We start from the raw sequence: 25688 nt of genomic DNA, 5'->3' as shown, positions 1-25688 counted from the left end.
TATTCTACTTCATATAGTTTTTCAAGCCTAAAAAAATAGACGAAAAACTTAAAAATTTTAAGAAAACCTAAAGAAATATACGTGTTTTTAATTCAGGATCTCCATTTGAAATCTTCCAATTATTCATAATATTTACCTCGATTGATGAGGTTTTAAACGATTTATGTTAGAATAAAGAGTGGAATTTCAATACATACGCGGGGGATATTGCATGAAAGAAGATCAAAAGGTGTATGACATAACCATCATTGGCGGGGGCCAACTGGTTTATTCACTGCTTTCTACGGAGGCATGAGACAAGCATCAGTAAAGATTATTGAGAGCTTGCCGCAGCTTGGGGGACAGTTATCTGCTCTTTATCCTGAAAAATACATATATGATGTTGCCGGCTTCCCGAAAGTCCGCGCCCAGGAATTAATTGATAACCTTAAGGAACAAATGGCTAAATTCGAGCCTACTGTATCACTTGAACAATCTGTTGAAAAATTAGAGAAACAAGCTGATGGAACATTTAAGCTTACGACCAATAAAGAAGTGCATTACTCAAAAACCATCATTATCACTGCCGGCAATGGCGCGTTCCAGCCTCGCCGTCTAGAACTTGAAAGCGCAGCTCAATACGAAGGCACGAACCTTCATTACTTTATTGATGATTTAAGTCAATTCGCCGGCAAGAAAGCAGTTGTATTCGGAGGCGGGGATTCTGCAGTAGACTGGGCATTAATGCTTGAGCCTATCGCTGAAAAAGTAACGATTGTACACCGCCGCGATAAATTCCGCGCGCATGAGCATAGTGTAGAAAATCTGCAGAACTCTAAGGTCGAAATCAAAACACCTTATGTGCCTGCTGAGCTTATCGGTGACAGCGAAGGAATCAAACAGGTTGTCCTCGAAGGTGTTACTTCAAAGGAAAAAGAGGTATTCGATGTTGATGCTGTGATCGTAAACTACGGATTCGTTTCCTCCCTTGGCCCAATTAAAGAATGGGGTCTTGAAATTGAAAAGAACTCCATTGTTGTTAACTCAAGAATGGAAACAAATATCGAAGGCATATATGCTGCCGGTGATATCTGCACATACGATGGAAAAGTGAAGCTTATTGCCTGCGGTTTCGGTGAAGCGCCAACTGCAGTGAACCACGCAAAATCCTACATCGATCCAAAAGCGAAAGTCCAGCCAATGCACAGCTCTTCCATGTTTGGCAAATAAAGAAATGCGGAAGCTCCTTGCTTACCCAGATACATCGAGGAGGCAGGCTATCAGCTTTCTTTCGATAAAAAAGGACGGCCCTTCGGGGACCGTCCTTTTTTGAGATTACAAAGATATAGTTCGAAATTATTCCAGTAACTGTCTAGAAGCGTTAAAGGCAGTATTTAGCACTCTTCCGGAGTACCTGTATTTGAAGCGGTACGGAAAGATGACCCACAACCACAATTTGCGATTGCATTAGGATTATCGATTGTGAATCCGCCGCCCATCATCGATTGTTTGTAATCAATTTTTGTGCCTTTTAAGATAGGGGCGTCTTCCTTGCTGACAAGAACCTGGATACCATAATGCTCTGACTGGATATCACCCTCCTCGACTTCATGGGCAAACCCCATTCCATAGGAAAGTCCGCTGCACCCGCCTCCTTTAACGGCTACACGCAAGAATGCATCTTCTTCCTCATTTTGTTTCATCATTTCTTTTATATGCAAAGCTGCTGCTTCTGTTATATCCACAACTTGTTCCATGTTATTCCCTCCTGTACACGTAAGGATATTTCTATATATATAGTATATACAGTAAAAGGTATGTGCTCAACTTAAGAGGCTTTTTCTTTTTATTGCCTTTTCAGAACACTGTTTAACGAATAGTTCTTTATGCCCCTAAACCAAACAATGCATGATACAATAGTCATATTCATTATATTCGGAGGTGGCATTCTATGCAGCAATTAAAGCCTACTTATGATAAAAATTGCGGATGCAGAGTCTGCAGAGAGAGTTTCACCACAAAAAAATCCGCACCCGATTTGTAAAAGTATTTAATTATGACAGTGATTTTTGCCCAATTTATTCTGATGAAAGCATGAATCCTCTTCTATATTATATTAACACTTGCCCACATTGCGGCTACTCAGAATCAGAGGACTTTTCCCCTTATTTTCCGCCTGGAGCCCTGGACATGATTAATTCTAAAGTTGTAGATGCCTGGATACCCCAGGATTATTGCCAGGACCGTACCATCCCTGTTGCAATCAACGCCTATAAGCTGGCTATTTATTGCGGTACTTTAAAAAGGGAGAAGCATATTATTATGGCTGGTTTATATATCAGGCTGGCCTGGCTTTTCCGGAGTATAAAAAATGATAATCAAGAACAGAGATTTTTGAAACTTGCTCTAAAAGAATATTCGGAGTCTTATATGTCAGATGATTTTAAAGGATCATCTATTTCTGAAACGAGGATTTTCTATCTGATCGGAGAGTTATCCAGAAGGACACATCAGTCTGAACAGGCTGTTAAATACTTTTCAAAAGTAATTGAACTGCAAAGCCGCTCCACTGAGCCTAAATTAATTGAAATGGCAAGAGAACGCTGGCATGAGATGAGACAGGAACAAAAAACTGCCGGCAACTAAGGAAAGCAGAAGAACCTTGCCCGCCCCCGGCAACTCGAAGGGGCAGGCTGCTTGCGCCAGACAGTTATTCAAGTGGTTACTTTGTTACTTTTGACACAAGAAAAAGGAGCGAAATTTAATCGCTCCTTTTATTAAAACATTGGATTTTCATCCAGATATTGATATATATTTTCAACCAGTTCATCTGGCGTTTCTCCAGTAACCACTTCTCCGTTCACAAGCGCAAAAAGAGTGCTTGCACATTTGCCGCAATACCCAAGACAGCCATATTCTATGACATCCAGGTCATAATCCTTTTCCAGCTTTTCAAGCGCTTTTTGAGAGCCGCTGGCCAAATTGCTGATGCAAAATTCGATGATTGGCTTAATCACATCTTTCACCTCTCTACCCTGTTAATGCTACCTTTTTTACTTGAATTCTGCAAGAAATGGATTCCATTCTCTCCTTTAAAGTGCACATATTTACCACTTCATGTCGTTTATTGTCAAGTTTCCTGCTGATATGTGTTGTGATTTTGACACAATTTCGTTATACTTTTTATGGGTTTGAGGTTATTAATATCATTTATTTATTTTTTTAAGATAACTAATTAACGTTATTTGAGTTCGGCGAAAGTAAACAGTACGGACATAAAGGGGAAATATACTATGAAAAATCTTGTGATACTTGGCGGAGGTTATGGCGGTATGAGGGCGCTTGCCCGCCTTTTGCCTAATCAGCTTCCTGATGATGTCTCCATTACACTAATAGATCGTGTTCCTTATCATTGTTTAAAAACTGAATATTACGCTCTTGCTGCAGGCACCATTTCCGATCAGCATGTGCGTGTATCATTCCCTGAACATCAAAGATTGACCATTAAATACGGTGAAGTGACGAAAATCAGCATAGAGGAAAACAAGGTTTATCTTCAAGGCGAGGAGCCTGTTTTATATGATGATATAATAATAGGCCTTGGTTGTGAAGATAAGTATCATAATGTTCCGGGAGCCGACATTCACACATATAGCATTCAAACAATTGAAAAATCCAGAAGAACGTATGAAGCTTTAAATAATCTATCACCAGGCTCTGTTGTTGGAATTGTGGGTGCAGGATTAAGCGGAGTAGAACTGGCTTCAGAATTAAATGAAAGCCGTCCGGATTTGAAAGTCAAATTGTTCGATAGAGGGAAGCATATACTCTCTGCATTCTCTGAAAGATTAAGCACATATGTAGAAAATTGGTTTCTAGAACATAATGTAGAAATTATTAACCAATCAAATATTACTAAAGTAGAAGAAAAAACCCTTTATAATCATGACGAAGCCATCCACTGTGATGCCATCGTATGGACAGCCGGCATCCAGCCGAACAAAGTGGTTCGCGATATGAATGTGGAAAAGGATCAGCAAGGACGGGTAGTTTTAACGAAGCATCACAATATCCCTGGAAATGAACATGTCTATGTCGTAGGAGATTGTGCAAGCCTTCCGCATGCACCAAGTGCCCAGCTTGCTGAAGGGCAGGCAGAGCAAATCGTTCAAATCCTATTGAAACGCTGGAAAGGTGAGGAACTCCCTGAAACATTGCCAGTAATCAAACTTAAAGGAGTTCTTGGATCATTGGGCAAAAAGCACGGATTCGGTCTAGTCGCAGAACGCCCTATCACAGGACGTGTTGCCCGCCTGCTAAAATCGGGGATTTTATGGATGTATAAATACCATAACGGATAAGAGGGCCCATTGCGGGCTCTTTTTTTACGTTTGAACCAAAGTAGCGCGGATAACGATAGAGATTGATTTATATTTGCGCCATTACTTTGCTGAAAAATTAATTTGAAAGGAAGTGACCGATAAAGTAAAAATCTGACCGATATTCTGGTATAAATACTGTAGAGATGAAAATTCAACTTCAATATCCAGCTGAATCAGCTGAAACTCTTACCAAATAAAAAAATGAGCATCCCTTTCGATGCTCATTTTTTATTAAACTGCCTGGTATCCGTACTTTTCCATTTCCGCATAGATTGTTTTTAATTTCGGATTGCCTTCACCAACAATTTCATCCTCAATCAGGACAACCGGGTAAAACATATCCTCCTCAATCACTCTCAAGGCGAACTCTTTTTTGTTCTCTTCTTCGGGCGGATTATGAATGTCAACATACACAATTTTAAAAGGCTGGTTGGCAAATTTGCGGGATACTGCCGCTTCCAGCCATTCATATGTCTCCTTGGATGATGGGAGATTCACACAGCTTGGACAAAGCTGTTCTGCACCATACACAGTGATTTCAATTTCTTTTTTCAATCTTCTCTCCCCTATGCAAAACTTGTTCTTACCTTCATTTTACAACATTAACAAAGAGCAAACCTAATAAAATATTCTCCTAATGAGTGGAAATTACGCTCTTGGAATAGATTTTTAAGACTGATTTGATTATAATAAATATATGGAAAGGAGTCGATTTCACATGGCAGAACAAACGACTATGACTGAACAAGTTCAGGAAGTATTAGATAAATTGCGCCCATTCCTTCTTCGCGATGGCGGGGACTGTGAATTGGTGGATGTTGAAGATGGCATCGTTAAATTGCGCCTTCTTGGTGCATGCGGCAGTTGCCCAAGTTCAACGATTACGTTAAAAGCCGGTATTGAGCGCGCTCTTTTAGAAGAAGTACCTGGTGTAGTCGAAGTAGAACAAGTATTTTAATTTTACCTTACAAAAAGCGATGTCGGCATGACATCGCTTTTTTTATTTATACTGTATGGCCTATTTCCAGTTCAGCTAGGCTTTTTTTAAAACAGTGACGCCTACCTGATCAATTTTGAGGGAAAGGATTTCCATTTCCGGAAAAATCCGCTGAAGCCCTTCAGCCACTGCAGGAGCACCTTCTGGCTCTGCAAGGCAGAGAACCGCCGGTCCGGCACCGCTTAAGGCAACTCCAAATGCTCCTAGACGAGGTGCTTCCTTTTCAATAACTTCCAAATGGGGAACCATTTTCTTGCGGTAAGGATGATGAAATAAGTCAGCACTCATCATCTTGCCTGCCAGGGAATAATTCCCGCTAAGCAGTGCTGCAACCATGACATTGCCGACTGCCCCAGCCTGTACGGCTTCTTTAAAAGACCATGCTTCAGGCAGGACGCCTCTGGATTCCTTTGTAAGGAGCTCTTCTTTTGGCACCACTGCTATAACATCAAAACTTATATTTTTAATGCTTTGGACAGAAACCTCTTCCTCTGACATGCAGCCAATGACAAGGCCTCCGAGAAGGGAAGCTCCTGCGTTATCCGGATGCCCCTCCATTCGTGATGACAGCTCCAGCTTTTCATACTGGCTCAGCTGAAGATCACAAAGCGCGTCAGCTAATTCAATTCCCGCTACAATGGCAGCAGCGCTTGATCCAAGTCCGCGTGTAAGGGGGATATCACTTGAAATCCGGGCTTTGCATCCTGGAAGCTCTCTTCCATACTTCTTTGCCGTACCCTTTGCAACTTGAAAAATAAAATTCGATTCATCTAAAGGGTAGATGCTTAGCGGCTCTGATAAAGGAATCATTTCAAACTTATCTGCCCTCTCGGCTTCAAGCGTCAAATATAAATTTAATGCGAGGCCGATCGAGTCGAAGCCTGGCCCGAGATTTGCAGTGCTGGCCGGTACTTTGATGACAACCATTTCACCTTCGCTCATGTGTGAACGGCTCCCTTGATATGATCCGCTACTGCTTTTTCATCATTAGGCAGCAAAACTGGCTTCACAGGGCTGCAATCAATGGCTGTATTAGGATCCTTAAGTCCGTTCCCAGTCAGGATGGCCACAACCTTTGTTTTATGCGGAATCTCCCCATTGCGAAGCTGTTTATATACTCCCGCAAGCGAAGCACACGAAGCTGGCTCAGCAAAAATCCCTTCAGAAGAAGCAAGTTTACGATACATGCAAAGAATCTCTTCATCGCTGACTTCATCAATCTTCCCATTTGATTCTGACAATGCTGCATTGGCTAAGTGCCAGCTCGCAGGATTTCCGATTCGGATGGCTGTAGCAATCGTCTCGGGATTTTCAAACACACGGTTATGAACGATGGCCGCTGCACCTTCGGCCTGTACTCCATGCATTTTTGGAAGATCAGTGCCGCGTACTTCACTATATTCTTTAAACCCTTTCCAATAGGCAGAAATATTGCCTGCATTGCCCACAGGCAGGGCAAGGATATCCGGGGCGCCTCCAAGCTGGTCGCAGATCTCAAAGGCCGCTGTCTTCTGGCCCTCAAGACGATATGGATTAACCGAGTTTACGAGAGTAATAGGTTCTGTTTCGCTTATTTTCCGAACCATTGCCAGTGCCTGGTCAAAGTTGCCTTCAATAGATACAACTTCCGCTCCATACATAACAGCCTGCGCCAGCTTTCCCATGGCGATCTTTCCTTCAGGGATGACAACCACACATCTCATGCCGGCTCTGGCTGCATATGCAGCAGCTGCTGCAGAGGTATTGCCGGTGGAAGCACAGATAATGGCATCACTTCCTTCTTCTTTCGCCTTTGCAACAGCCATAACCATGCCTCTATCTTTAAATGACCCGGTTGGATTAGCTCCTTCCGTTTTCACATAGAGGTCAATGCCCCAGTCTCTTGAAAGTTTATCCAGCCTGATCAGGGGAGTGTTGCCCTCATTTAAGGTAAGCATTGGTGTATTTTCATTAACAGGCAGTAAATCTTTATATGTTTTTAAAAGGCCTTCCCATCTCATACTCTGGCGCTCCCTTCCACACGATACGAACTTTTAATTGTTTGGACTGCCGGCAAATCTCTTAAACTTACTAATATATCCTCATAATCCTTAAGAGATGCCTGGTGGGTAACCAGTACAATCTCAGCAAGCCCTTTTTCTTTTAAAGGAAGCTGCAGGATTTTTTCGAAGCTGACATGGTGCTCTGAGAATATGGATGTGATGTTGGCAAAAGTCCCTACCTCATCTTTAACATGCAATCTTAAGAAATACTTCGAATAAATTTCATCTGCACCTTTTAATTTCTTATCATATTGAGGGGCTACCGCGCTCTTACCATTTACCCCAAGACGCATATTTTTCATGACACCCACGAGGTCCGATACCACTGCAGTAGCTGTAGGCAGACTGCCCGCCCCAGGTCCGTAGAACATCGTTTCCCCTACCGCTTCACCGTATACATATACAGCATTGTATTCATCCTGAACCGATGCAAGCGGGTGAGACTCGGACAGCAAAGTCGGCTGAACGCTTACTTCCACCTTCTCCCCCTCCCGATGAGCAATCCCGATCAGCTTCATGGTGTATCCAAGCTGCTTGCCGTACTGCAGGTCCTCTTCTGTAATATCTGTAATGCCTTTAACCTTTACATCATCAAGGTCAATATTCATGGAAAAACCAAGTGTTGACAGGATCGCCATTTTCCTTGCTGCATCAAGGCCCTCCACATCTGCAGTCGGATCGCTTTCCGCATATCCCAGCTCCTGGGCTTCTTTCAGAACTTCCTCATAAGCGCTCCCATTCTTGCTCATCTTTGTCAAAATAAAGTTTGTTGTCCCATTCACAATTCCCATCATTTTTGTAATTCTGTCTGAAGCCAAACCATCTACCAGCCCTCTTAAAATGGGAATGCCGCCGGCCACACTTGCCTCATAAAAGAGGTCACACCCGTTTTGCGTAGCAGCAGCCAGCAATTCGGGTCCATAAACAGACATTAGGTCCTTATTTGCCGTCACCACATGCTTGCCATTATCCAAAGCTTTCTTTAAATGATTTCTTGTTTCTTCTATGCCGCCCATTACTTCAATTACAACATCTATATCAGCATCATTTAAAATGTCTTCAGGATTTAGCGTCAGCAAATTCCTGTCCACTTTAACTGCTCTTTCTTTATCTGCATCTTTAACAAGAACTCTCTTTACAACAACCGGACAGCCGACTTGGTGCATGAGTTTATCCTGATGTTTCTCAATGATTTGCACCACACCCGATCCAACTGTTCCTAATCCTAATAAACCGATTGAGATTGATTCCACGCTAGCTCCCCCTTTAGTGTTCACTATGCAAGTACATTTGTATTTGTATAGTAGACATTATAGGGGTCAAGCGGCGTTTTTACAATAGGCAATTTTCCGAAAATAATGACTGGAAGCGCTTCACATACTGATTTATTGCGATTTTATTTTTTAAATTTTTTTATCTATAAATAAAGGCACCCTGCTTTGGGGTGCCTTCATCACTTCTATTCGACTGGTGTTTTTGGTTTCTTTCCTGAAAGGACTAGATCAATGTTTTCCACACACAGCTGCATCATGGCATAGCGCGTTTCTATGCTGGCACTTCCGATATGGGGCATAGCCACTACATTTTTCAGCTCCAGCAGAGGATGGTCTTCGCCAATTGGCTCCTCCGCAAAAACATCCAATCCTGCCGCTGCAATCTCTCCTGCCTTCAGTGCTTCATATAAATCATGTTCATTTACAACCGGCCCTCTTGAGGCATTTACAAAAACAGCCTTGCCTTTCATCTTCTGGAATGCATTTCGGTTAAATAAATTCCTTGTTTCTTCTGTCAAGGGCGTCAGGCAGACAACGAAATCTGAGCGTTCGAGCAATTCATCAAAGCTGACATATTGGGCTCCCAGTTCCTGTTCCGCATCCGGCTTCCTCGAACGATTGTGATATAAAATCTCCATATCAAATCCAGCTGCACGCTTTGCAACTGTTTTTCCGATATTCCCCATCCCTACAATCCCGATTGTTTTATGATGTACATCCTGCCCTGCTAAAAGCAGCGGACTCCAGCTCTTCCAATTGCCTTTCTTCACAAACTCAGCAGCCTCCACCATTCTGCGCGCAGCAGCGAGCACAAGCGCAAACGTCAGGTCGGCAGTTGAATCATTCAATACCTCTGGTGTATTGGTCACCGTGATTCCGAGCCTTTTTGCTGTCTCAACATCCACATTATCATAGCCGACAGCCATATTGGCTATGATCTTCAGCTTCCCTCCTGCTTCCAGAACTTCCTCATTCACCGGCTCTGATAGCATAGTTAAAAGGGCATCTGCTTTTCTCGCCTCCTGTAAGAATACATCGTAAGGTACCGGCACATCTTCCCGATCCCACATTTCAACTGTGTACTTTTCTTTTAAAATGGCAATAACATTTTCAGGCAGCTTCCTGCTGATAAATACGTATGGTTTCATTAAAATATCCCCTCTTTACATTCTCAAGCTTATGTTCCATTCGCCAAGTAAGGGAATTTCCCTGCCTATTTTCAGCTCTTGATCCAATTCACCAGAGGAATCCTGAGTTTTTTGATGGGGACCTCGGCAAATTCGAAAAATCCCCCAGAAAACGCTCATGATCGTCAGACTGCCAAAGATACTTCTGCAGGCGCTCCTGAAGCACAAGCTTCTGCTGTTCAGAATCTGCACCATAATAATTTTCTATTGTTTCGAAATAATGGAGAGGAAATAATAGACGAGCATAGTATAGCCGCCATGAGAAGGAGGATAATGGCCCTACACTTTGATATTCCGATAAAAATTGGCGCAGATCCGGCTGATACGTTTTGATATTATGGAAATATTTCTCTCTCGTCCATTCCGCCAAATCTCTGGATGAATGATCAAATACCCAGTCAAATGGATTTTTCATATAATAACTGTCTCCCCAGGTGGCAGATGTTAGTCTTATATGACAAACGGTTCCGCTGTCTGCCATTTCTGGTTCGTCATCAAGCTCAGTATCCACAAGATATTGGATTGAATTTTCAGCAAGCCCCATATAGTATGGAAACGACTCTAAAAACATTCTCTCAAAATCATTTTCAGGCTTTTGGAAAAGCATCTCATTCCATACCTTTTCCATTTGATCCAGCCGCTGTTCCCAGAGCTGTTTCCACTGCCCGATTCTGCTTGTTTTTTTCACGGGAAACGAAATGCTCCTGCCTCTGTAATGGAACTTTGCCAGCTTTCGTCCAAACTGACTTTGTTTTCTGCTCAGTGTATGCCGGTTAACCAGAATGCAAAAGCGGCTATCGTTCCAATCAATTGATTGTTTACCTTCCTTTGTTTTCATAAAAGTGCTTATGTTCCTATCCCCGCAATTGGTAAGGTGTTCTGCCATTTGGTCCAGTTCTTCGAGTTCTTCTTCATCTGTATGCCCCGCAGGCACAAGCAAATAAAGCTGTCCCTGCTTTCGGCATGCATCATATTTTCCGATTCTCATCGTATCCTCTGCTTCTATCCCAAATTGTTCTTTCAAAAGTTTTCTAAACATTATACCACCTCATTTTAGAGAGATCCTTATGGAATATATATGATAGAAGACTTTAAAACTTGTTGTTTTCTTGGATAAGACTGTGTACCATGGAAATAATACAGGAAATGAAATTTTTCCGTTTCAGCGGCATCGGGCATATTTGATAAAAAAAGGGTATATACATAGTGAAAAGAATCTAAAAGTGCATAACACAGGACCTTAGCTAGGCCTGGACATTCCCGCAATTATTTAATAACCAGAAAAGGTGAAGCCAATGAATGAAGAAAAAAGCAGTTAACGTTACAGAGCAGACAGCACGTAAATGGCTCCATGAAAGAGGGGTAGAAATTCAGGATATAGCTGATTTAGTGTTCTTCCTCCAAGAGAAATATCACCCCAATTTACAAATGAAAGATTGCATTCATAATGTTGAGCGTGTTTTATCAAAAAGAGAAGTTCAAAACGCCATTTTAACGGGCATTCAGCTTGATATGCTGGCCGAGGAAAAGAAACTCTTAGAGCCGCTGCAGTCGATTATCGCTACAGATGAGGGTTTATATGGAGCGGATGAAGTACTGGCATTATCCATTGTAAACGTATATGGTTCCATTGGATTTACCAATTTTGGATATATCGATAAATTGAAGCCTGGCATCCTGAAGGATCTGAACGATAAGAGTTCAGGAAGATGCCATACCTTCCTCGATGATATTGTCGGAGCTATCGCTGCAGCCGCTTCGAGCAGGCTGGCACACAGTGCCGAAAATGCGGAATAAAAAAGGATGGAGAGCTTTTCTCCATCCTTTTCTATTTAAAGTCCCAATCCGCTAATGAATCGAGCACAAAGTCAGGCTTTTTGTCATAACCCTTCAATAGCTCTTTCGTTGTTACACCTGTATGGACAAGCAAGGTATCCATACTGGCATTCATTCCTGCTAAAATATCCGTATCATAGTTATCCCCAACCATCAGGGTTTCTTCCTTAGCTGTTCCCAGCACCTTTAAAGCCTGCTCCATGATGATCGATTCCGGTTTTCCGATAAACACCGGCTCTTTTTGTGTCGATACAGTAATGACAGAGGTTAGTGACCCATTACCCGGAAGCAGCCCTCTTTCTGTCGGAATAGCAATGTCTCCGTTCGTGGAAATGAATGCTGCTCCATTCCGGACAGCCAGACAGGCGATGGATAGCTTTTCATAGTTAATGGAGCGGTCAATCCCCACTACGACGTAGTCCGCATGCTCCTCAGCAAAGCTTAGCCCCTTTTCAGCCAGCGCTTCCCGTATTCCTTCTTCTCCAATCACATAAACTGAAGCATCGGTTTGCTGTTCATATATGTAGTTGGCAGTAGCCATGCTCGTTGTAAAGACCTGCTCTTCTTCGGCAGGAATGCCGAACTTCACAAGCTTCTCTGCTACCTGGGCTGGTGTTCTGGAAGAATTATTCGTCACAAACAAATAGGGAAGATCCAGTTCCCTAAGCTTATTGACAAAATCAGCTGCCTCACTGATCAGCTCTGTCCCGCGATACATGGTGCCATCTAAATCGATTAAGTATCCTTTATATTTTTTCACAGCCATCACTCCCAAATGATCTATGCTTTTATTAATATCCCTATTTTTCAACTGAGCTATCGCCCATAAAAGCTATCTTAAAGGAACGTGGTGAATTGTGCAATTTTTCACGATTGCAAGGATGAATAATAAAGTAATTCCCGCAAAAAAACTCCTTGAACAGGGGCCCCCGCCTAATCTTGCTTTATTATATAATGACAGCACCCATCACCTGCAGCCATACAGGATTTGATATCAACATGATCAGCAGAAAGAAAATCTTTGATAAACTCTTTTTCGGACCTGCAGATTTGTTTAAATTCTTCTGCTGTTTCAATATATGGGCAATTAAACTCTTTGAGGTGGACTTGGCCTTCCTCTATTAGCAATTCCGGCATAAAGCCTTCAAGCAGGAGAAGGTCCTCAAGAACTTGAAGCTTTTCTGAAAAAGATTTCCCGGCCGTCTGAATCTCATACTGCTGTACGAGGCGGTTTTTCCTTCTTGAAAACAACTCTGTAATTAAATGGCCCTGCCCCATGCTTTTAAGTTCTGTTAATAATTCAACACTTAACTGCTTGTATTTTTTCGGAAACAGATCTTCGCCCTTTGCTGTTAGCTGATAAAGCTTTGAAGGGCGCCCTTTTGTTTGCCTCTGGATTGCAGATCTAATAAAGCCATCTTTTTCAAGAGCCTGAATATGCTTTCTGACGGCCATTTCTGTTATTCCCAGCTCTCTGGCCATTTCCAGTATGGAAAGCTTCCCGGTTGTTTTAATTAACCTCAAGATCTCTTCTTTTGTTGAATTTTCTCCAACATGCATGACATTCACCGCCCTTCTCTTTATTCAAGCCTAATATGCTCCCTAGGAACAAAAGCGGAAGCATCTTGATCAGATGAACTCCAACTAAAAACCGCCACCGTCCTGTGGTGAACGTTGAAGCCAGCACATCCAGTGCAAGTCCGGCAGGCATAAGACGAATCAAGCAGGAAACCTCCCAAAGCAAGCTTCGGTCGGGCGATGAATCGCTGACGAAGCGTTCCTTGCCCGATTTCTTGAGTGATTTGGCTTATGACCCGAGGGGCTAGGCGCTGGAGCTAGATGCAGACAGCCTTTCCACAGAGTTATTCATACAGTTCCATTTCATAGTTTCCCATACAGAGAAAAAGATCGGATTTCTCCGATCTTTATTGAGGTTTAAAAGCAGAAACCGGCCCCAGTTCATTGGTTAGATACTCCCTGACCCTGCCCGGAAACTCTTTAATCATGGACATATGACTGCTTATAGCTGTTATTAGCCCCTCATGATTGACGTCTGTGTAATTTTGGACGAGCATTTTACGATATGTAATGAACTGTTTAAAGCTATTGCTCATTTCTTTGCTGATGACCTTTTCGTCGTCAAGAATATCCACGATATCATCGTAGCTGCCTGGATCCCTCATGATAAAGCCGTCAATCATCGTATTACCAGTATCAAGGATAGCTTCGATCATAATTTGGGCAATCCGTTCCAAGGCTGCCTTTTCAATAGGGGATGTCCACTCTTTCACTTCTTCAAAAGGGAGATTTGCTGTTCCAGATAACTAAGTGTGTCTTCGATCTTTTCCCTGTCTACGAAATACATAATGCTTCCTTCCTCCTATGAAGATTTCAGGCTCTTGGTTAAAGTATCCGGCCGAGCGTAGAAATATCCCTGAGCTAAATCGACATTGTTTCTGGAGAGAACCGATGCCTCCCCTTCACTTTCAATTCCCTCGGCAACCACCAGTGAACCCGCTTCTTTCGCCACTAAAAGGAGACCCTTCAGCATGGATTCTTTTACCCTGTTCGTATCAATGCCTTTAATGACGGAACGGTCGATTTTTATAATATCCGGCATAATCTCACTTATTGAATTTAAACTGGCATAACCTGCACCGGTGTCATCCACAGCCACCCGAAATCCTAATGTTCTTAATACCTTTATATTGTATATAAAGTTTTCAATACCTTCAATGGGATCACGTTCAGTAATTTCAAGTGTGATCTGTTCAGGGGGAATATTTTTATAGCCGGTGAGCATTTTCTTTACATCCCTCACAAACCTTTCATTCCCTATTGTAATCGGGGTGAAGTTAATAAATATATCCTGATTGCAGTCTGTCTTTGTTATCTGTTGAAGTGTTTTCTCAAGTACGATTAGCTCCAGATCATAAAGGCTTCCCGTCTGCCGAGCAATGCTAAAAAGCTGTAGAGGGCTTTCCAGGGAAGTGCCGCTCGGACCTCTTGTGAGCATTTCCCAAGCCTTTATCTCGCCTGTAGCCACATTAATAATCGGCTGTGCCAGCATTTTAATATCCTTTTTCGCTACAATTTTATTTATTTTGTACATCATTTCATTAAACTCGGATCTGACCCTTTTTTCGGCCATTGCGAGTGCATGCTGATGGGCTTTGTAGACTGCTTCCTGAACAGACGAATAATACTTCTTTTCAACAAACATATATCCCGTATCAATAACCGGCTTTATATGAGGTGTATCACTATGTATGTATTTTTCAGCTTCTTTGACAATTTTTTTCAGTGTTTGATCAATTTCTGTCACACAATCCCTGCTATGGTCCACTTTCATTATCAAGGCAAGGCCATCGCTATAATGATCATGCACGATAATGATTTGATTATCTTCAAGTTCCCGCTGAATGACTGCCAAAAATATGATCTTAATGTTTTTTATAAACTGTCTGAAAGAAAGCTCACCCAGCTGTTCGGACAGGTCTTGCCAATTTTTAAAATTAAAAACAGCAACGGCCACTTCAAACCCTTGTTTCAGCGCCAGATTTACTCCTTCTGCAATCGGGTCACGGATAATGAATTGGGGAGGGAAATACTTTATCTTATTTAAAGGAAGCATAAGTTTGCCCCAATTTCCAACCGGCTTAAATCTTTTTATGTAATGGTGGACCATACCTTTCATTCCTCTCAGCTGCCAGCTTTATTTTTGTATTGACTATAAGCCTTTATTACTATGCTACCCTACCAGCTATTGTATCACAATATTTTGAATTGAGTATTTTTTCCTTTAATAGAAAAAATATATATTTAGCCATTAAAGGGTGAAAAGAGAATAAAAAGATTCATCCCCTTCGAACATAAACCCAACAAGGACATGCTATAATCGGTATATAAAACAACTGAGGAGTGTTATATTTGGCAGAACGCTTTTTCTTATATGATGATCTCGAAGAAACAAAAACCAGATTTGTCAGCTTTATGGGAGAAAACCAGCGATTCGATTTGGCTATTGTTCGTTCCGATCGCTATTACGGCAAACAATTGGTCCTTGATATCCAGGGAAGCCGATTTGCCATTATTGGAGAAGATGATTTAAAGGAAGAAGGCTATCTTGAGCATGTTTTTCAGCTTTCTGAGGAAGATGCAGAGGAGCTTAAGTCATTTCTCATGGAAATCGTTTAATATACGATAATAAACAGATACTAAGGGAGAACCTATTTTGTGGGTTCTCCTTTTTCTTTAAAGACCCTGCTGCATATAAACTTCCTAAGGAGTGATAGCATGGACGATAAAGAAAGACGCACATACACCGATTTCTCAAATGTGGAAACGCAAAGGAATTTCCTTATTCCCGAGGACTTGCCTGAAGGTGCCTATGGCTCTCCCAGAAATGCGGATGAGCCGGTAGAGAACAAAAGCACCCCATGGCAGGAGGGCCAGCGCTATTACAGTGCCTTCAATTATGAGTTCAAGTCCCTCCATCAGAACTTGCCGAGGCAAATGCCAGGGGCGCATCCGCCGCATGATGACCCTGATAAAAATGAAGAACCGCCATATACAGAGACTTAAAAAAGCGTACACCAACAAAGGGCAGGCAGCATCAAAAAAAGGGCAGGGTTACCCCCCTGCCCTTTTTAGCTTTTCACTTTTTTCACAACAAAATAGGCACATCCGAAATTACAGAATTCGTAAAGATACTCGGTCAGAGTACTTATTTTTGTATCAAATGAAGCCTTTTGGTTCTGATCATCGAAAAAGCCGCGGAGACGAAGCTGACCATATCCCCAGTCGCCAACAATATAGTCATACCTGGATAAAATTTCGCTGTATCTCCCGCGAAATGCTTCCTCATTAAAACCATCCCGTTCTTCCTGAATCACTTCATAGCAGATATTATTAATGCAGACCAATTTATTCACCTCAACTTAAAAAGCATATGTACCAGTATTATATTGGAAATCACAGGATATGAAAACAAACCAATATTTGTCCTAATTAAATTATAACTGATTCCCCATCAATTACTAAGAGAAAAAAATTCAGCAGTGGCAATTCTATAGATGAGGAGGTGTTTATAGTGAAAAAATCACTAATCATTCTTGGCATTAGCGGCATGGCTGCACTGACTGCCTGTCAAAACAATGCCGCAAAAGAAGATATCTATGAAGAAACCGGTCACACCATAAATGTAAATGACCAGCGTGCTGATTTATACAACAGGGATATGGGCAATGGGCGAAACGGCCGAAACAATACCGGTGAAGACTTCGGATATGTGCGCCATCAAAAAAGCCCAATTATGGGAGACAACGTTTCAGCGGATCACTATGCTGCCATTGACCGTGAGCAGGTTGCAGATATTATCGGAAAATATTGTACTGAAGTTCCGAACGTGGACGATATTTCAACTCTTGTAACAGATGAAGAAGTCCTGATCGTGTATAACACTGACACAAAAAATCGCAATCAGACAGCTGATCAGGTGAAGAAGATGGCTATGTCTGTAGTCCCAAGATGGTATCATGTCTATGTAAGTGATGATACTTCATTAAGGAAAAATGTTGAAAACTATGCAACAGTTGATTCTGATGGACGTAATGCTGAAAATGGCATTAACCAGTTAATTAAACAAATGCTTAATTCTCCTCAAGGAGAAAGAATGAGTGAAAGTGAAAATGAAAACGGTGAAATGCAAGGCGAAAGAAACGATGATATGGATAAAGATGATCTTGGGGAAAACGTCAAGAAAGCAGGTAACCGTTAATCATTCAGCAGTATGAAAAAAGAGTCCAGCGATGGCGCTGAACTCTTTTTTTATCTTATGCTTCCTGGATTTCCTTTTCTCCCAGAAGCTGCTTTTGTTTAGATGCCGCATTTACCTGTTCATCAGCATGATAGGAAGAGCGGACAAGCGGGCCTGCTTCACAATGGCTGAATCCTTTGCTCATTGCAATGTCCTTCAGCTCCTGGAATTCTTCAGGTGAATAGTATTTCAAAACCTTAAGATGTTTCTTGGATGGCTGAAGATACTGCCCTATTGTCATAATATCAACATCATGGGCACGCAGATCATCCATTACCGCAATTATTTCCTCTTTTGTTTCGCCAAGCCCGATCATCAAGCTGGATTTTGTAGGAATATCTGGCTGCATCTCTTTTGCACGCTTTAAAAATTCAAGAGAGCGCTTATATTTTGCACGCGCTCTTACTCTTGGAGTCAGGCGCTCAACTGTTTCGATATTGTGGTTAAGAATATCAGGCCGGGCATCCATAAGCATTTTCAGATTATCATACACACCGCCCATGTCTGAGGGCAATACTTCAATCGTAGTGAACGGGCTTTTTCTTCTGATGGCACGGACCGTTTCTGCGAAAACAGCAGCACCGCCGTCCTTTAAATCATCTCTTGCTACAGCTGTTACCACTGCATGCTTTAAGTTCATTAGCGCTACGGAATCTGCTACGCGTTCCGGCTCCTGAAGATCCAATTCAGTTGGCAGGCCCGTTTTGACAGCACAAAAACGGCAGGCACGCGTACAAACATCCCCAAGAATCATGAACGTGGCCGTTCTTCTTACTGCCCAGCATTCATGAATGTTGGGGCACTTAGCCTCTTCACAAACAGTATGCAGATTTTTTTCCCTCATCATTTTTTTTAGGCCAGTATAATTTTCATTTGTGTTTAACTTTATTTTCAGCCATTCAGGCTTGCGCAAGTACTCTTCTTTTTTGCTCATTTTCCCACTCCTTAAACTGAAGCTAGACGGAAAGAAAGGCGCAAGCGCCTTACCCTTGGCTTGAGGCCTCGAGGGGGTAGGCGCTGGAGCCAGACAGTTATCTGACTTCAGAATTAATACATTCCTGCCTATTAAAAAAGCCTGTCATAAGCAAATTCCGACTAAGCTGATTAGGCTTCACCTGATGCCACTTTATCATAATGAATTGAAGAGGACAAGCCGAAGATTCTGGTATTACCATTAATTGATATTTATTAAATTATCCATTCCTCACAAACTAAATAAGCAGACCATAAAAGAAGGGAGGATTTCCGTGCGGATATTATTTACCGCAGCTGCGGCCTTATCGTTATTTCTGATTTCCTTATGCACAGTCAGCGCCCAAGAAAATCAAGCTGATGTATATAAACAAAGAATGACCTTATATAAAAAAGTTGAAGCTGTTACGAACATCCCCTGGTATTACCTTGCGGGGATTGATCAGTATGAACGGAATGTCCGGCAGTCCAGAAGGGATATTCCCAAAGCAGAAGGCATTACAGGCATCTATTTCAAACCTGAAGAGTGGGCGGGAATATTGAACCCAGATCCATCCGATGAGAATCCTACATCCATACAATTTTTCAATGGAATAGGAATGGACGGGGACGGGGACGGAAAAGCCAGCTTGAAAAGTGATGAAGATGTTCTTCATTCCTTTGCCAAATTCCTTCTCTCATATGGTACAGACCATGATAATTTAAAAATTGGATTGTGGAATTATTATAAACGCGATAAAGCTGTCGGCATCATTATCGGCAAAGCCCAAATTTATAAGCAGTTCGGCCGCCTTGATCTTGATGATCACACCTTCCCTGTCCCTTTGAGGAGCAATTACAGCTACAGAAATACCTGGGGTGACGCCAGAGGATGGGGAGGAAGGCGGATTCATGAAGGAACAGATATTTTCGCTGATTACGGGGTGCCCGTCCGGGCTACATCTTATGGAATAGTGGAAATGAAAGGCTGGAACAAATATGGAGGATGGAGAATCGGCATACGTGATATTAATAATAACTATCATTACTTTGCCCATTTAAGCGGATTTGCAAAAGATCTGAAAGTTGGGCAAATCGTTGAGCCCGGGATGATGATAGGAGGGGTAGGAAGCTCCGGCTACGGGCCTCCGGGTACATCAGGTAAATTCCCTCCCCATCTCCATTATGGCATATACAAAGACAATGGCTATACTGAGTGGTCCTATGATCCATATCCTCATTTAAGATTATGGGAAAGACAGGATCGGATAAAAGCAAGAAGAAAATAAACATAAATAAAGGGCTGCCTATTTAACCAGGCAGTCCTTCATTATTTATTATTTATTATTTAGCTTTTTTAGCTTTAGATACTGCATTCATTATACTTGCTGCCAGACCGCCCCAGATAATGAGCATCCCAACCACCATCATTGTAATTGCGCCACCAGACATTATTGAGATACCTCCTTATCATTTGGGATCGTAAGCTTAGTCTGTGTTTCGTTCTTTTTAATTGCCATAAACACAAAGCCTAAGATAATGGCTCCAATTGCTACTCCCCATCCTGAATAGAGCAGGAAGCTTGTAGGATATCCTTCATAATTATCTTTAACATTCGTAATAATGTTTTGAATCATCATATAACCAAGCACGATTGGTGTAATTCCAATTAAACACACTTTCCACCATGCCCCAAGTTTTATATCGGAAACAGCATCTGCATGGTTTTGAAGATTTTTCAATTCTTTTAAAACCCATCCAACAATTACAACCTGGACAAGTCCTGCCAAAGCAACTCCAAACTGGTTAATGAAGTAATCAGCTGCATCAAGGAAGTATAAACCGCCCTGTGTAGCAAAAAGGATGGAAATAACAGCAGATAAACCGCCGCCAACAAGAACAGCTTTATTACGTGATACATTAAACTTATCCTGTACTCCGGCAACAAATGTTTCAACAATTGAAATTAGCGAAGTTAAGCCCGCCAGTGTTAAACAGATAAAGAAGAAAGACCCGAATAACCCATTTAAAGCAGGGAATTCGTTAATGATTTGCGGGAATACCACGAATGCTAATCCTACACCGGATGATACAACTTCATTAATACCCACACCCTGCTGTGCAGCCATGAATCCTAATGCGGCAAAAACTCCGATCCCTGCAAGAAGTTCAAATCCAGAGTTTGCAAAACCTGTAATGAAAGCACTGTTTGTCAGATCCGTTTTCTTAGGAAGGTAGCTTGAATATGTTACCATGATGGCAAATCCAATTGATAAACTAAAGAAGATCTGGCCATATGCCGCAACCCAAACTTTAGGTTCTGCAATCATCTCCCAGTTCGGCTTAAAGAATGCATCCAAGCCGGCAATAGCTCCATCAAGCGTCAATGCGCGAACAACAATAATTAAAAATAAAACTACAAGGACAGGAATAAAGATTTTGTTCGCGATTTCGATGCCTTTTTTAATTCCCTTGAACAGGATGCCAAGTGTTACTGCCCAAACAATAACTAACGGAATAAAAACTCCTGGGACAATCCCGCCAATATCTCCTGGCGTTTCAGAAAGCTTCAAATATTCTCCAAAGAGGAATCCGTTTGGATCGTCACCCCATTTGAGATTAAACGAAAAGCCTGCGAAAGACATCGCCCATGCGATAATAACCGCATAATATGTTGAAATGACAAATGAGATGGCTACCTGCCACCAGCCTAACCATTCGTATTTTTTACTTAATCTAGCATAAGACAGTGGTGCTGAACCCCGATACTTATGGCCAATTGTAAATTCCATAATCAGAAGCGGTATACCTGCTGTCAGCAGAGCAAATAAATACGGAAAAAGAATGCTCCCCTCCATTTTCATATGCAACTGCAGGGAAACGCCAAATGTTTCCTAGACCAATTGCAGAACCCACTGCTGCCATTATAAAGCCAGCTCTGGATCCCCACTGCGGACGATTCTCCATAGTAATTACTACCCCTGTAAATATTCCCAATTAAAAAGAACAATGGGAACTTTTTATATTTTCAGATAATTAAATCTAACTAAGCCTAGTATAGCTAGTTTTTGATAATCTGTCAAAACATTATTTTCCTAATAGTATTATTTTTCGAAATAATTTATTTTAGTACATTGCCAGAGTAAAGCACATAAAAAATTAGTATACTCGTATTTTAATTATCATTAGAATTCAACTCGGCCAGGAGTTATTCCACCAAAGCTGATCAATATATTCTTTGTCCTCACCCCCTTAGTAAAATTTATTCTTAAAAGCTAAAAACTTTCATTTTTTATTCAGAAAATTCAAAATAAAATTGGTAAGATGCCAAAATTAACCTTGTTTGCTCTTCTAAGACCCGGGAATATAATCAATGTGCTTAACCATTACCAAATATAGCATAAAGCACTACAAAGGAGGTTTTTACAAATGGATGCCAATATTATCGGAGTTTATAATTCACAAAGGGAAGTAGTAAATGCCATTCAAGAACTGCAGAATGACGGATACCCTGTTCAGGATCTATCCATCATTGGACAGACAGAACACCTGGATACGTCTCTTGAAGATAAAACCGGTGTTCATACAGAGACCTTCGAGACTAAAGATAGAGACAGCAGCGAGAGCGCGGGATTCTTAAATAGTCTGGCATCATGGTTTGATGATGATCGCATGAGCAGCGACTCTGCAGGTGAAAAGTTCAGGGAACTGGGCATGTCAGATGATGAAGCACGCAAGTATGAAGCTTATGTAAACGAGGGAAAAATCATTTTATACAGTGATAGAATGGATACTGCAACAGGCTTTACCAATGCCGGAACTGCTGAAGCCAATGTGGACAGCACTTACAATGGGGGATATAGCCAGCAGAGGAATCCCGCTGAAGAAGATGAACAATCATTAAAACTTCGGGAAGAACAGCTGGATGTGTCAAAAGAACGTGTTCAAGCCGGAGAAGTTGAAATCCATAAAGATGTTGTGGAAGAACAAAAAGCAATTAATGTACCGGTAGAGCATGAAGAAGTGTATGTAGAAAGAAGAAGAGTGGATGATCCAACTGGTGCAAGCACATCACCTATATCAGATGAGGAAACAATCAGGATCCCAATTACAGAAGAGCGTGTAGAAGTCTCCAAAAGGCCTGTTGTCACCGAAGAAATTGTCGTAGGCAAACGGGAAGTTCAGGAAACCCAGCAGGTTAAAGAAAACCTCAAGAAAGAAGAAGTGCATCTAGAAGGCGGCCAAGAATATGTTACTGACGATGAAGACTTAAATCGTTCTCTTAATAGAAAAAATAATGACAACCTATAATTAAAAAGGTCCCTTCCGGGGGACCTCTTTAATATGATGGATGAACACCAAAAGGCTTTCTCAAAGAGAAAGCCTTTTTCTATAGGTTTTAACTAGCCTTATTTTCCTGCCAGGCTTCTTTTTTGCCACGGCCAACGAAAGCAAATGCCGCAACAAGAACAGCCACTGTGAGTAATGCGATAGCAGTGCTTCCAGTAAACCCGACGATTAAATAACCAACAGCTGCGATACCCGCTGAAATCAAGGCGTATGGAAGCTGCGTCATCACATGGTCTATATGGTTACACCCTGCTCCAGTTGAGGAAAGAATAGTTGTATCGGAAATAGGTGAACAATGATCTCCGAAAACCGCTCCGGCAAGGACCGCTGACATAGCCGGCAATAACAGCGCGATATCTGTTGCAGCAGCAATGTCTCCAGCAATCGGAAGCAGGATGCCGAAAGATCCCCATGAGGTTCCAGTACTGAATGCCATAATTCCCGCGATGAGGAAAAGTAAAAGCGGAAGCCATGAAGTGCTCATATTGGAACTTTCCACAATACCTGCCAAATACTTTCCAGTTTCCAGACGGCCGATCAGATCAACAATCGCCCAGGCAAACAGCAAGATATAAACAGCTGGAAGCATGGATTTTACGCCTTCCCATACCCCTTTGCCAAAAACATTTGCGTTAACACCTTTCAAAACAAAGGCCTGACGGAAGAATAATCCCATTGAAACCACTAGACCTACGAGGCCGCCAAGGATAAGTGACTTCGATACATCTGTGTTTTCAAAAATTTGCAGGATCGTCGCATTTCCTTCAACCGCTTGTGACCCCGTCCAAAGCATCGCACCAACTGTACCAATGACAAGGGCAATAATCGGCCACACAAGATCTCCGACTGATCCTTTTGAACTTGTTGGAAGGTCGTCTTTAAGCTCACCAGGTGCAGGCTTCTCAGGATCCATTACAAGTCCCTCTTCAACTGCCCGCTTCTCATGTACCCTCATTGGCCCAATTTCGATGCCCCTTATTGCAACAATAAACACAATAGCAAGTGTAGCCCATACATAAAGATTCATTGGAATCATTTGAATAAATGCCGAGAAAGCTGAATACTCGCTAACATTATGGGCAGCAAGGATAGTTCCAATCAGCGCAATGATGTAAGCTCCCCAGCTTGATACTGGTGAAACCACACAAACAGGTGCTGAAGTCGAATCAATCAAATAGGCAAGTTTCGCACGGGAAACGCGCTGCCTGTCAGTAATCGGACGTGAAATCTGTCCGACTGCCAGAGCATTGAAATAGTCGTCAATGAATATGATAATACCTAAAACAGCTCCGACAATCTGTGCGCCTGCACGGGTCTTGACCCGCTTCATCGCCCATTCTCCAAATGCGCGGCTTCCGCCTGAAATAGATATAAATGCAGTAATAACTCCTAATACAAGCAAGAATAAAATAATATATACATTCCAGGTGTTCAGCTCTCCGTCTGAAACAAAAATTCCTTTTACAGCATCCCAAATGATGCTGAATGTTTCTGTGATGCTAAATTCAGCCAGCAATAGTGCGGCTGTTACGATTCCCACTCCCAATGACAGCAATACACGCCTGGTCAGGATAACCATGGCGATTGCTACCAAAGGCGGAAGCAGGGAGAAAATCGTGTTTGCCATTACTTGTCCTCCTCTGAAATTTGATTGGTGTCCAGCTACAGGCGCCGATAAGCGGGCGCCTTCCGCTTTTCGTAGGGGAAACAACAAGGATGATGACAGAGTCAAAATAAAAAAAGAGTAACGATAGAGAAAAATCTATCATTACTCTTTTGAAGTAATTAGTTTCTCCATCACGATCTGTAGCTCCCCATTATGAAGGCTTTGACAAAGTATATTCATACTTTCCCCTCATAATGACAGTGTTACTCCTATTCGAAGTAACCCCAGCAAGATTAGTTCTGACTCACTAATCATGCTTCGGCAACATTCCCTTTCGGCTGCGGTCTTAGTTGTCATCCTCGCACAGCGTACTCTTGAATCTTGCGCCTCTACCCCATCGGATATGATAAGGTTTTTATGAAATTATATTGAAATTTTATCAAAATACTAATCTATTTGCAAGTGTTATTGGCCGGCCGGTATTTCTATTGATGGTGAGGTGCCCCCTCCGCCATTATAAAATTGCGGGACCTTTCCTGGGTAAATACCATAAGCGGCAAGCACATCCTCCTGTACAGTGATAATTTTGGTGGCAAAAGGAATAATGATTTGAACCTGCACATCCAGGCGTACCAGAACCTTTACTTCAACATTATTAATGCCATGATCCTTTGTTTCAGTTATAAAATTGGAGGTAACAGAGCCCACTGCATTAAATTTTACCGGTATCCGGGGACCCAAGTTTCCGAGAAGCGCATTATTGGTTGCCTGGCCAAGCGGCACATAATAAACAATTCCATTTGTATTCTCCATTTGTTCCGTGTTGATTTCCACGTCTGTAAAGGACTCCAAAGCATCCAAATCGCCCTTTTCCGCTTTCTTAATATTATCCTGAACCAGTTCGGTTACTTCCGCTTTGACCCTGTTCAGCTTTTCAACATTGATGCTGACAACACCGCTTTCACTTGCTTCAAACATATCTTCCAAATCCATCACATTGGTAATTTTTTTATTAATCGCATTGTTTATCACCAATGATGCGATTTTCCTTGTCTGTGAATCGGCATAGCTCATAAGTGTGGGCTTAAGCCCTTCGTTGATAATCCATAGGCCGGCAGCAGTTGAGATGACGAAAAATATAAAGGTCAATAGAAATACATAGCGAAATGGCAGAGGACCTTTCCGGGGCAGCCGGCCGCGAAATTTTGCCAAAACAAATCCCCCTTTACAAGCTATATGTATGCTGTAAAGGAGGGAACTAGGCTC

Annotated in this window: 25 protein-coding genes, 4 pseudogenes and 1 riboswitch; of the genes and pseudogenes, 10 read left to right on the top strand and 19 right to left on the bottom strand. The window is 42.0% G+C overall.

The features are described 5' to 3' along the window. Positions 1–211 precede the first annotated feature (211 nt). Positions 212–1209 (top strand): annotated as a pseudogene (locus tag M5V91_RS25920) (NAD(P)/FAD-dependent oxidoreductase). Positions 1210–1373: 164 nt separating this feature from the next. Here the strand turns inward: M5V91_RS25920 and M5V91_RS25915 are convergent. Further along, a complete protein-coding gene (locus M5V91_RS25915) occupies positions 1374–1736 on the bottom strand; it encodes a HesB/IscA family protein (protein WP_009331687.1) in 363 nt (120 codons plus the stop codon). A gap of 232 nt (positions 1737–1968) precedes the next feature. Here M5V91_RS25915 and M5V91_RS25910 point away from each other — a divergent pair, with 232 nt between their 5' ends. After that, entirely contained in the window at positions 1969–2625 is a 657-nt protein-coding gene (locus M5V91_RS25910; RefSeq protein WP_284521588.1) for a DUF2225 domain-containing protein, read from the top strand. A 131-nt stretch (positions 2626–2756) separates the two neighbouring features. Here M5V91_RS25910 and M5V91_RS25905 read toward each other — a convergent pair whose 3' ends face one another. Continuing rightward, the gene (locus M5V91_RS25905; protein ID WP_009331689.1) at positions 2757–2996 is read right to left on the bottom strand and encodes a YuzB family protein; all 240 of its coding nucleotides are present in this window, start codon (positions 2994–2996) and stop codon (positions 2757–2759) included. Between the two features lie 276 nt (positions 2997–3272). Here M5V91_RS25905 and M5V91_RS25900 point away from each other — a divergent pair, with 276 nt between their 5' ends. Continuing rightward, the gene (locus M5V91_RS25900; protein WP_009331691.1) at positions 3273–4340 is read left to right on the top strand and encodes an NAD(P)/FAD-dependent oxidoreductase; all 1068 of its coding nucleotides are present in this window, start codon (positions 3273–3275) and stop codon (positions 4338–4340) included. A gap of 252 nt (positions 4341–4592) precedes the next feature. On the opposite strand, the gene M5V91_RS25895 is transcribed toward M5V91_RS25900, so the two are convergent. Next, positions 4593–4916 (bottom strand): YuzD family protein, encoded by a 324-nt coding sequence (locus tag M5V91_RS25895; RefSeq protein WP_009331693.1) that lies wholly within the window; start codon positions 4914–4916, stop codon positions 4593–4595. Positions 4917–5097: 181 nt separating this feature from the next. Between M5V91_RS25895 and M5V91_RS25890 the strand changes: the two are divergent. After that, positions 5098–5319: pseudogene (locus tag M5V91_RS25890) on the top strand (NifU family protein); the annotation flags it as partial. A gap of 75 nt (positions 5320–5394) precedes the next feature. On the opposite strand, the gene thrB reads toward M5V91_RS25890, so the two are convergent. The 5 genes from thrB to yutH all read right to left on the bottom strand — a co-directional run bounded on the left by thrB (position 5395) and on the right by yutH (position 10900). Further along, positions 5395–6300 (bottom strand): homoserine kinase, encoded by a 906-nt coding sequence (thrB, locus tag M5V91_RS25885; protein ID WP_284521587.1) that lies wholly within the window; start codon positions 6298–6300, stop codon positions 5395–5397. Further along, a complete protein-coding gene (gene thrC / locus M5V91_RS25880; RefSeq protein ID WP_217026122.1) occupies positions 6297–7358 on the bottom strand; it encodes a threonine synthase in 1062 nt (353 codons plus the stop codon). The genes thrB and thrC overlap by 4 nt, the downstream gene beginning before the upstream one ends. Then, positions 7355–8653 (bottom strand): homoserine dehydrogenase, encoded by a 1299-nt coding sequence (locus M5V91_RS25875; protein WP_284521586.1) that lies wholly within the window; start codon positions 8651–8653, stop codon positions 7355–7357. The genes thrC and M5V91_RS25875 overlap by 4 nt, the downstream gene beginning before the upstream one ends. Positions 8654–8859: 206 nt before the next feature. Next, positions 8860–9822 (bottom strand): 2-hydroxyacid dehydrogenase, encoded by a 963-nt coding sequence (locus M5V91_RS25870; RefSeq protein ID WP_009331706.1) that lies wholly within the window; start codon positions 9820–9822, stop codon positions 8860–8862. An 88-nt stretch (positions 9823–9910) separates the two neighbouring features. Further along, complete coding sequence (yutH, locus tag M5V91_RS25865) at positions 9911–10900, bottom strand: spore coat putative kinase YutH (RefSeq protein WP_369425918.1); 990 nt, start codon at positions 10898–10900, stop codon at positions 9911–9913. Positions 10901–11160: 260 nt separating this feature from the next. Between yutH and M5V91_RS25860 the strand changes: the two genes are divergently transcribed. Next, complete coding sequence (locus M5V91_RS25860) at positions 11161–11658, top strand: phosphatidylglycerophosphatase A family protein (protein WP_284521585.1); 498 nt, start codon at positions 11161–11163, stop codon at positions 11656–11658. Between the two features lie 31 nt (positions 11659–11689). On the opposite strand, the gene nucF is transcribed toward M5V91_RS25860, so the two are convergent. The 5 genes and pseudogenes from nucF to M5V91_RS25835 form a co-directional block, all read right to left on the bottom strand. After that, the gene (nucF, locus tag M5V91_RS25855; protein ID WP_071156718.1) at positions 11690–12457 is read right to left on the bottom strand and encodes a 5' nucleotidase NucF; all 768 of its coding nucleotides are present in this window, start codon (positions 12455–12457) and stop codon (positions 11690–11692) included. Positions 12458–12630: 173 nt separating this feature from the next. Next, the gene (locus M5V91_RS25850; RefSeq protein WP_009331711.1) at positions 12631–13257 is read right to left on the bottom strand and encodes a helix-turn-helix transcriptional regulator; all 627 of its coding nucleotides are present in this window, start codon (positions 13255–13257) and stop codon (positions 12631–12633) included. Beyond that, complete coding sequence (locus M5V91_RS25845; protein WP_071156680.1) at positions 13208–13420, bottom strand: hypothetical protein; 213 nt, start codon at positions 13418–13420, stop codon at positions 13208–13210. Before M5V91_RS25845 ends, M5V91_RS25850 begins: the two co-directional genes overlap by 50 nt. Before the next feature lie 202 nt (positions 13421–13622). Next, positions 13623–14062: pseudogene (locus M5V91_RS25840) on the bottom strand (DUF86 domain-containing protein). 15 nt (positions 14063–14077) lie between these two features. After that, positions 14078–15394: an EAL domain-containing protein gene (locus tag M5V91_RS25835; RefSeq protein WP_009331713.1), complete on the bottom strand. Its 1317-nt coding sequence runs from the start codon at positions 15392–15394 to the stop codon at positions 14078–14080. Positions 15395–15627: 233 nt separating this feature from the next. Here M5V91_RS25835 and M5V91_RS25830 point away from each other — a divergent pair, with 233 nt between their 5' ends. Both M5V91_RS25830 and M5V91_RS25825 read left to right on the top strand, forming a co-directional pair. Continuing rightward, positions 15628–15894: a DUF3055 domain-containing protein gene (locus tag M5V91_RS25830; RefSeq protein ID WP_009331714.1), complete on the top strand. Its 267-nt coding sequence runs from the start codon at positions 15628–15630 to the stop codon at positions 15892–15894. Positions 15895–15993: 99 nt separating this feature from the next. After that, entirely contained in the window at positions 15994–16281 is a 288-nt protein-coding gene (locus tag M5V91_RS25825; protein WP_009331715.1) for a hypothetical protein, read from the top strand. Positions 16282–16346: 65 nt separating this feature from the next. Here M5V91_RS25825 and M5V91_RS25820 read toward each other — a convergent pair whose 3' ends face one another. After that, positions 16347–16622, bottom strand: coding sequence for a YutD family protein (locus M5V91_RS25820; RefSeq protein ID WP_009331716.1), 276 nt, complete (start codon positions 16620–16622; stop codon positions 16347–16349). Between the two features lie 167 nt (positions 16623–16789). Here M5V91_RS25820 and M5V91_RS25815 point away from each other — a divergent pair, with 167 nt between their 5' ends. After that, positions 16790–17476 (top strand): YhcN/YlaJ family sporulation lipoprotein, encoded by a 687-nt coding sequence (locus tag M5V91_RS25815; protein ID WP_009331717.1) that lies wholly within the window; start codon positions 16790–16792, stop codon positions 17474–17476. A 55-nt stretch (positions 17477–17531) separates the two neighbouring features. Here the strand turns inward: M5V91_RS25815 and lipA are convergent, their stop codons facing one another. Next, positions 17532–18449, bottom strand: a complete 918-nt coding sequence (gene lipA / locus M5V91_RS25810) for a lipoyl synthase (RefSeq protein WP_192907833.1) — start codon at positions 18447–18449, stop codon at positions 17532–17534. 313 nt (positions 18450–18762) lie between these two features. Here lipA and M5V91_RS25805 point away from each other — a divergent pair, with 313 nt between their 5' ends. Next, positions 18763–19755 carry a M23 family metallopeptidase gene (locus tag M5V91_RS25805; RefSeq protein WP_009331719.1) on the top strand — a complete coding sequence of 331 codons (993 nt, stop codon included), beginning with the start codon at positions 18763–18765 and terminating at the stop codon, positions 19753–19755. Positions 19756–19810: 55 nt separating this feature from the next. Here M5V91_RS25805 and M5V91_RS25800 read toward each other — a convergent pair whose 3' ends face one another. Both M5V91_RS25800 and M5V91_RS25795 read right to left on the bottom strand, forming a co-directional pair. Next, positions 19811–19918 carry a methionine/alanine import family NSS transporter small subunit gene (locus M5V91_RS25800; RefSeq protein WP_019382719.1) on the bottom strand — a complete coding sequence of 36 codons (108 nt, stop codon included), beginning with the start codon at positions 19916–19918 and terminating at the stop codon, positions 19811–19813. Continuing rightward, positions 19918–21433: pseudogene (locus tag M5V91_RS25795) on the bottom strand (sodium-dependent transporter). The gene M5V91_RS25800 and the pseudogene M5V91_RS25795 overlap by 1 nt, the downstream one beginning before the upstream one ends. A gap of 462 nt (positions 21434–21895) precedes the next feature. On the opposite strand from M5V91_RS25795, the gene M5V91_RS25790 reads away from it, so the two are divergent. Then, the gene (locus tag M5V91_RS25790; protein WP_251175027.1) at positions 21896–22777 is read left to right on the top strand and encodes a YsnF/AvaK domain-containing protein; all 882 of its coding nucleotides are present in this window, start codon (positions 21896–21898) and stop codon (positions 22775–22777) included. Between the two features lie 88 nt (positions 22778–22865). Here the strand turns inward: M5V91_RS25790 and M5V91_RS25785 are convergent, their stop codons facing one another. Together M5V91_RS25785 and yunB are read right to left on the bottom strand one after the other, a co-directional pair. After that, positions 22866–24443, bottom strand: a complete 1578-nt coding sequence (locus M5V91_RS25785) for a Na+/H+ antiporter NhaC family protein (protein WP_251175026.1) — start codon at positions 24441–24443, stop codon at positions 22866–22868. 172 nt (positions 24444–24615) lie between these two features. Beyond that, a riboswitch (Lysine riboswitch) is annotated at positions 24616–24822 on the bottom strand. A 65-nt stretch (positions 24823–24887) separates the two neighbouring features. Then, complete coding sequence (gene yunB / locus M5V91_RS25780; protein WP_009331724.1) at positions 24888–25634, bottom strand: sporulation protein YunB; 747 nt, start codon at positions 25632–25634, stop codon at positions 24888–24890. Positions 25635–25688 lie beyond the last annotated feature (54 nt).

The organism is Cytobacillus pseudoceanisediminis (assembly GCF_023516215.1).
Taxonomy (GTDB): Bacteria; Bacillota; Bacilli; order Bacillales; family Cytobacillaceae; genus Cytobacillus; species Cytobacillus pseudoceanisediminis.
The sequence above is the reverse complement of the archived record's forward strand: the minus strand, read 5'-3'. Positions and strand labels throughout refer to the sequence as shown.

What these genes read in the sequence shown, in the direction of transcription:
- M5V91_RS25915 (WP_009331687.1), bottom strand. Translation starts at nt 1,736, where the DNA reads ATGGAACAAGTTGTGGATATAACAGAAGCAGCAGCTTTGCATATAAAA.
- M5V91_RS25910 (WP_284521588.1), top strand. Translation starts at nt 1,969, where the DNA reads ATGCAGAGTCTGCAGAGAGAGTTTCACCACAAAAAAATCCGCACCCGA.
- M5V91_RS25900 (WP_009331691.1), top strand. Translation starts at nt 3,273, where the DNA reads ATGAAAAATCTTGTGATACTTGGCGGAGGTTATGGCGGTATGAGGGCG.
- thrB (WP_284521587.1), bottom strand. Translation starts at nt 6,300, where the DNA reads ATGAGCGAAGGTGAAATGGTTGTCATCAAAGTACCGGCCAGCACTGCA.
- thrC (WP_217026122.1), bottom strand. Translation starts at nt 7,358, where the DNA reads ATGAGATGGGAAGGCCTTTTAAAAACATATAAAGATTTACTGCCTGTT.
- M5V91_RS25870 (WP_009331706.1), bottom strand. Translation starts at nt 9,822, where the DNA reads ATGAAACCATACGTATTTATCAGCAGGAAGCTGCCTGAAAATGTTATT.
- yutH (WP_369425918.1), bottom strand. Translation starts at nt 10,900, where the DNA reads ATGTTTAGAAAACTTTTGAAAGAACAATTTGGGATAGAAGCAGAGGAT.
- M5V91_RS25860 (WP_284521585.1), top strand. Translation starts at nt 11,161, where the DNA reads ATGAAGAAAAAAGCAGTTAACGTTACAGAGCAGACAGCACGTAAATGG.
- M5V91_RS25850 (WP_009331711.1), bottom strand. Translation starts at nt 13,257, where the DNA reads ATGCATGTTGGAGAAAATTCAACAAAAGAAGAGATCTTGAGGTTAATT.
- M5V91_RS25835 (WP_009331713.1), bottom strand. Translation starts at nt 15,394, where the DNA reads ATGAAAGGTATGGTCCACCATTACATAAAAAGATTTAAGCCGGTTGGA.
- M5V91_RS25825 (WP_009331715.1), top strand. Translation starts at nt 15,994, where the DNA reads ATGGACGATAAAGAAAGACGCACATACACCGATTTCTCAAATGTGGAA.
- lipA (WP_192907833.1), bottom strand. Translation starts at nt 18,449, where the DNA reads ATGAGCAAAAAAGAAGAGTACTTGCGCAAGCCTGAATGGCTGAAAATA.
- M5V91_RS25800 (WP_019382719.1), bottom strand. Translation starts at nt 19,918, where the DNA reads ATGTCTGGTGGCGCAATTACAATGATGGTGGTTGGGATGCTCATTATC.
- M5V91_RS25790 (WP_251175027.1), top strand. Translation starts at nt 21,896, where the DNA reads ATGGATGCCAATATTATCGGAGTTTATAATTCACAAAGGGAAGTAGTA.
- M5V91_RS25785 (WP_251175026.1), bottom strand. Translation starts at nt 24,443, where the DNA reads ATGGCAAACACGATTTTCTCCCTGCTTCCGCCTTTGGTAGCAATCGCC.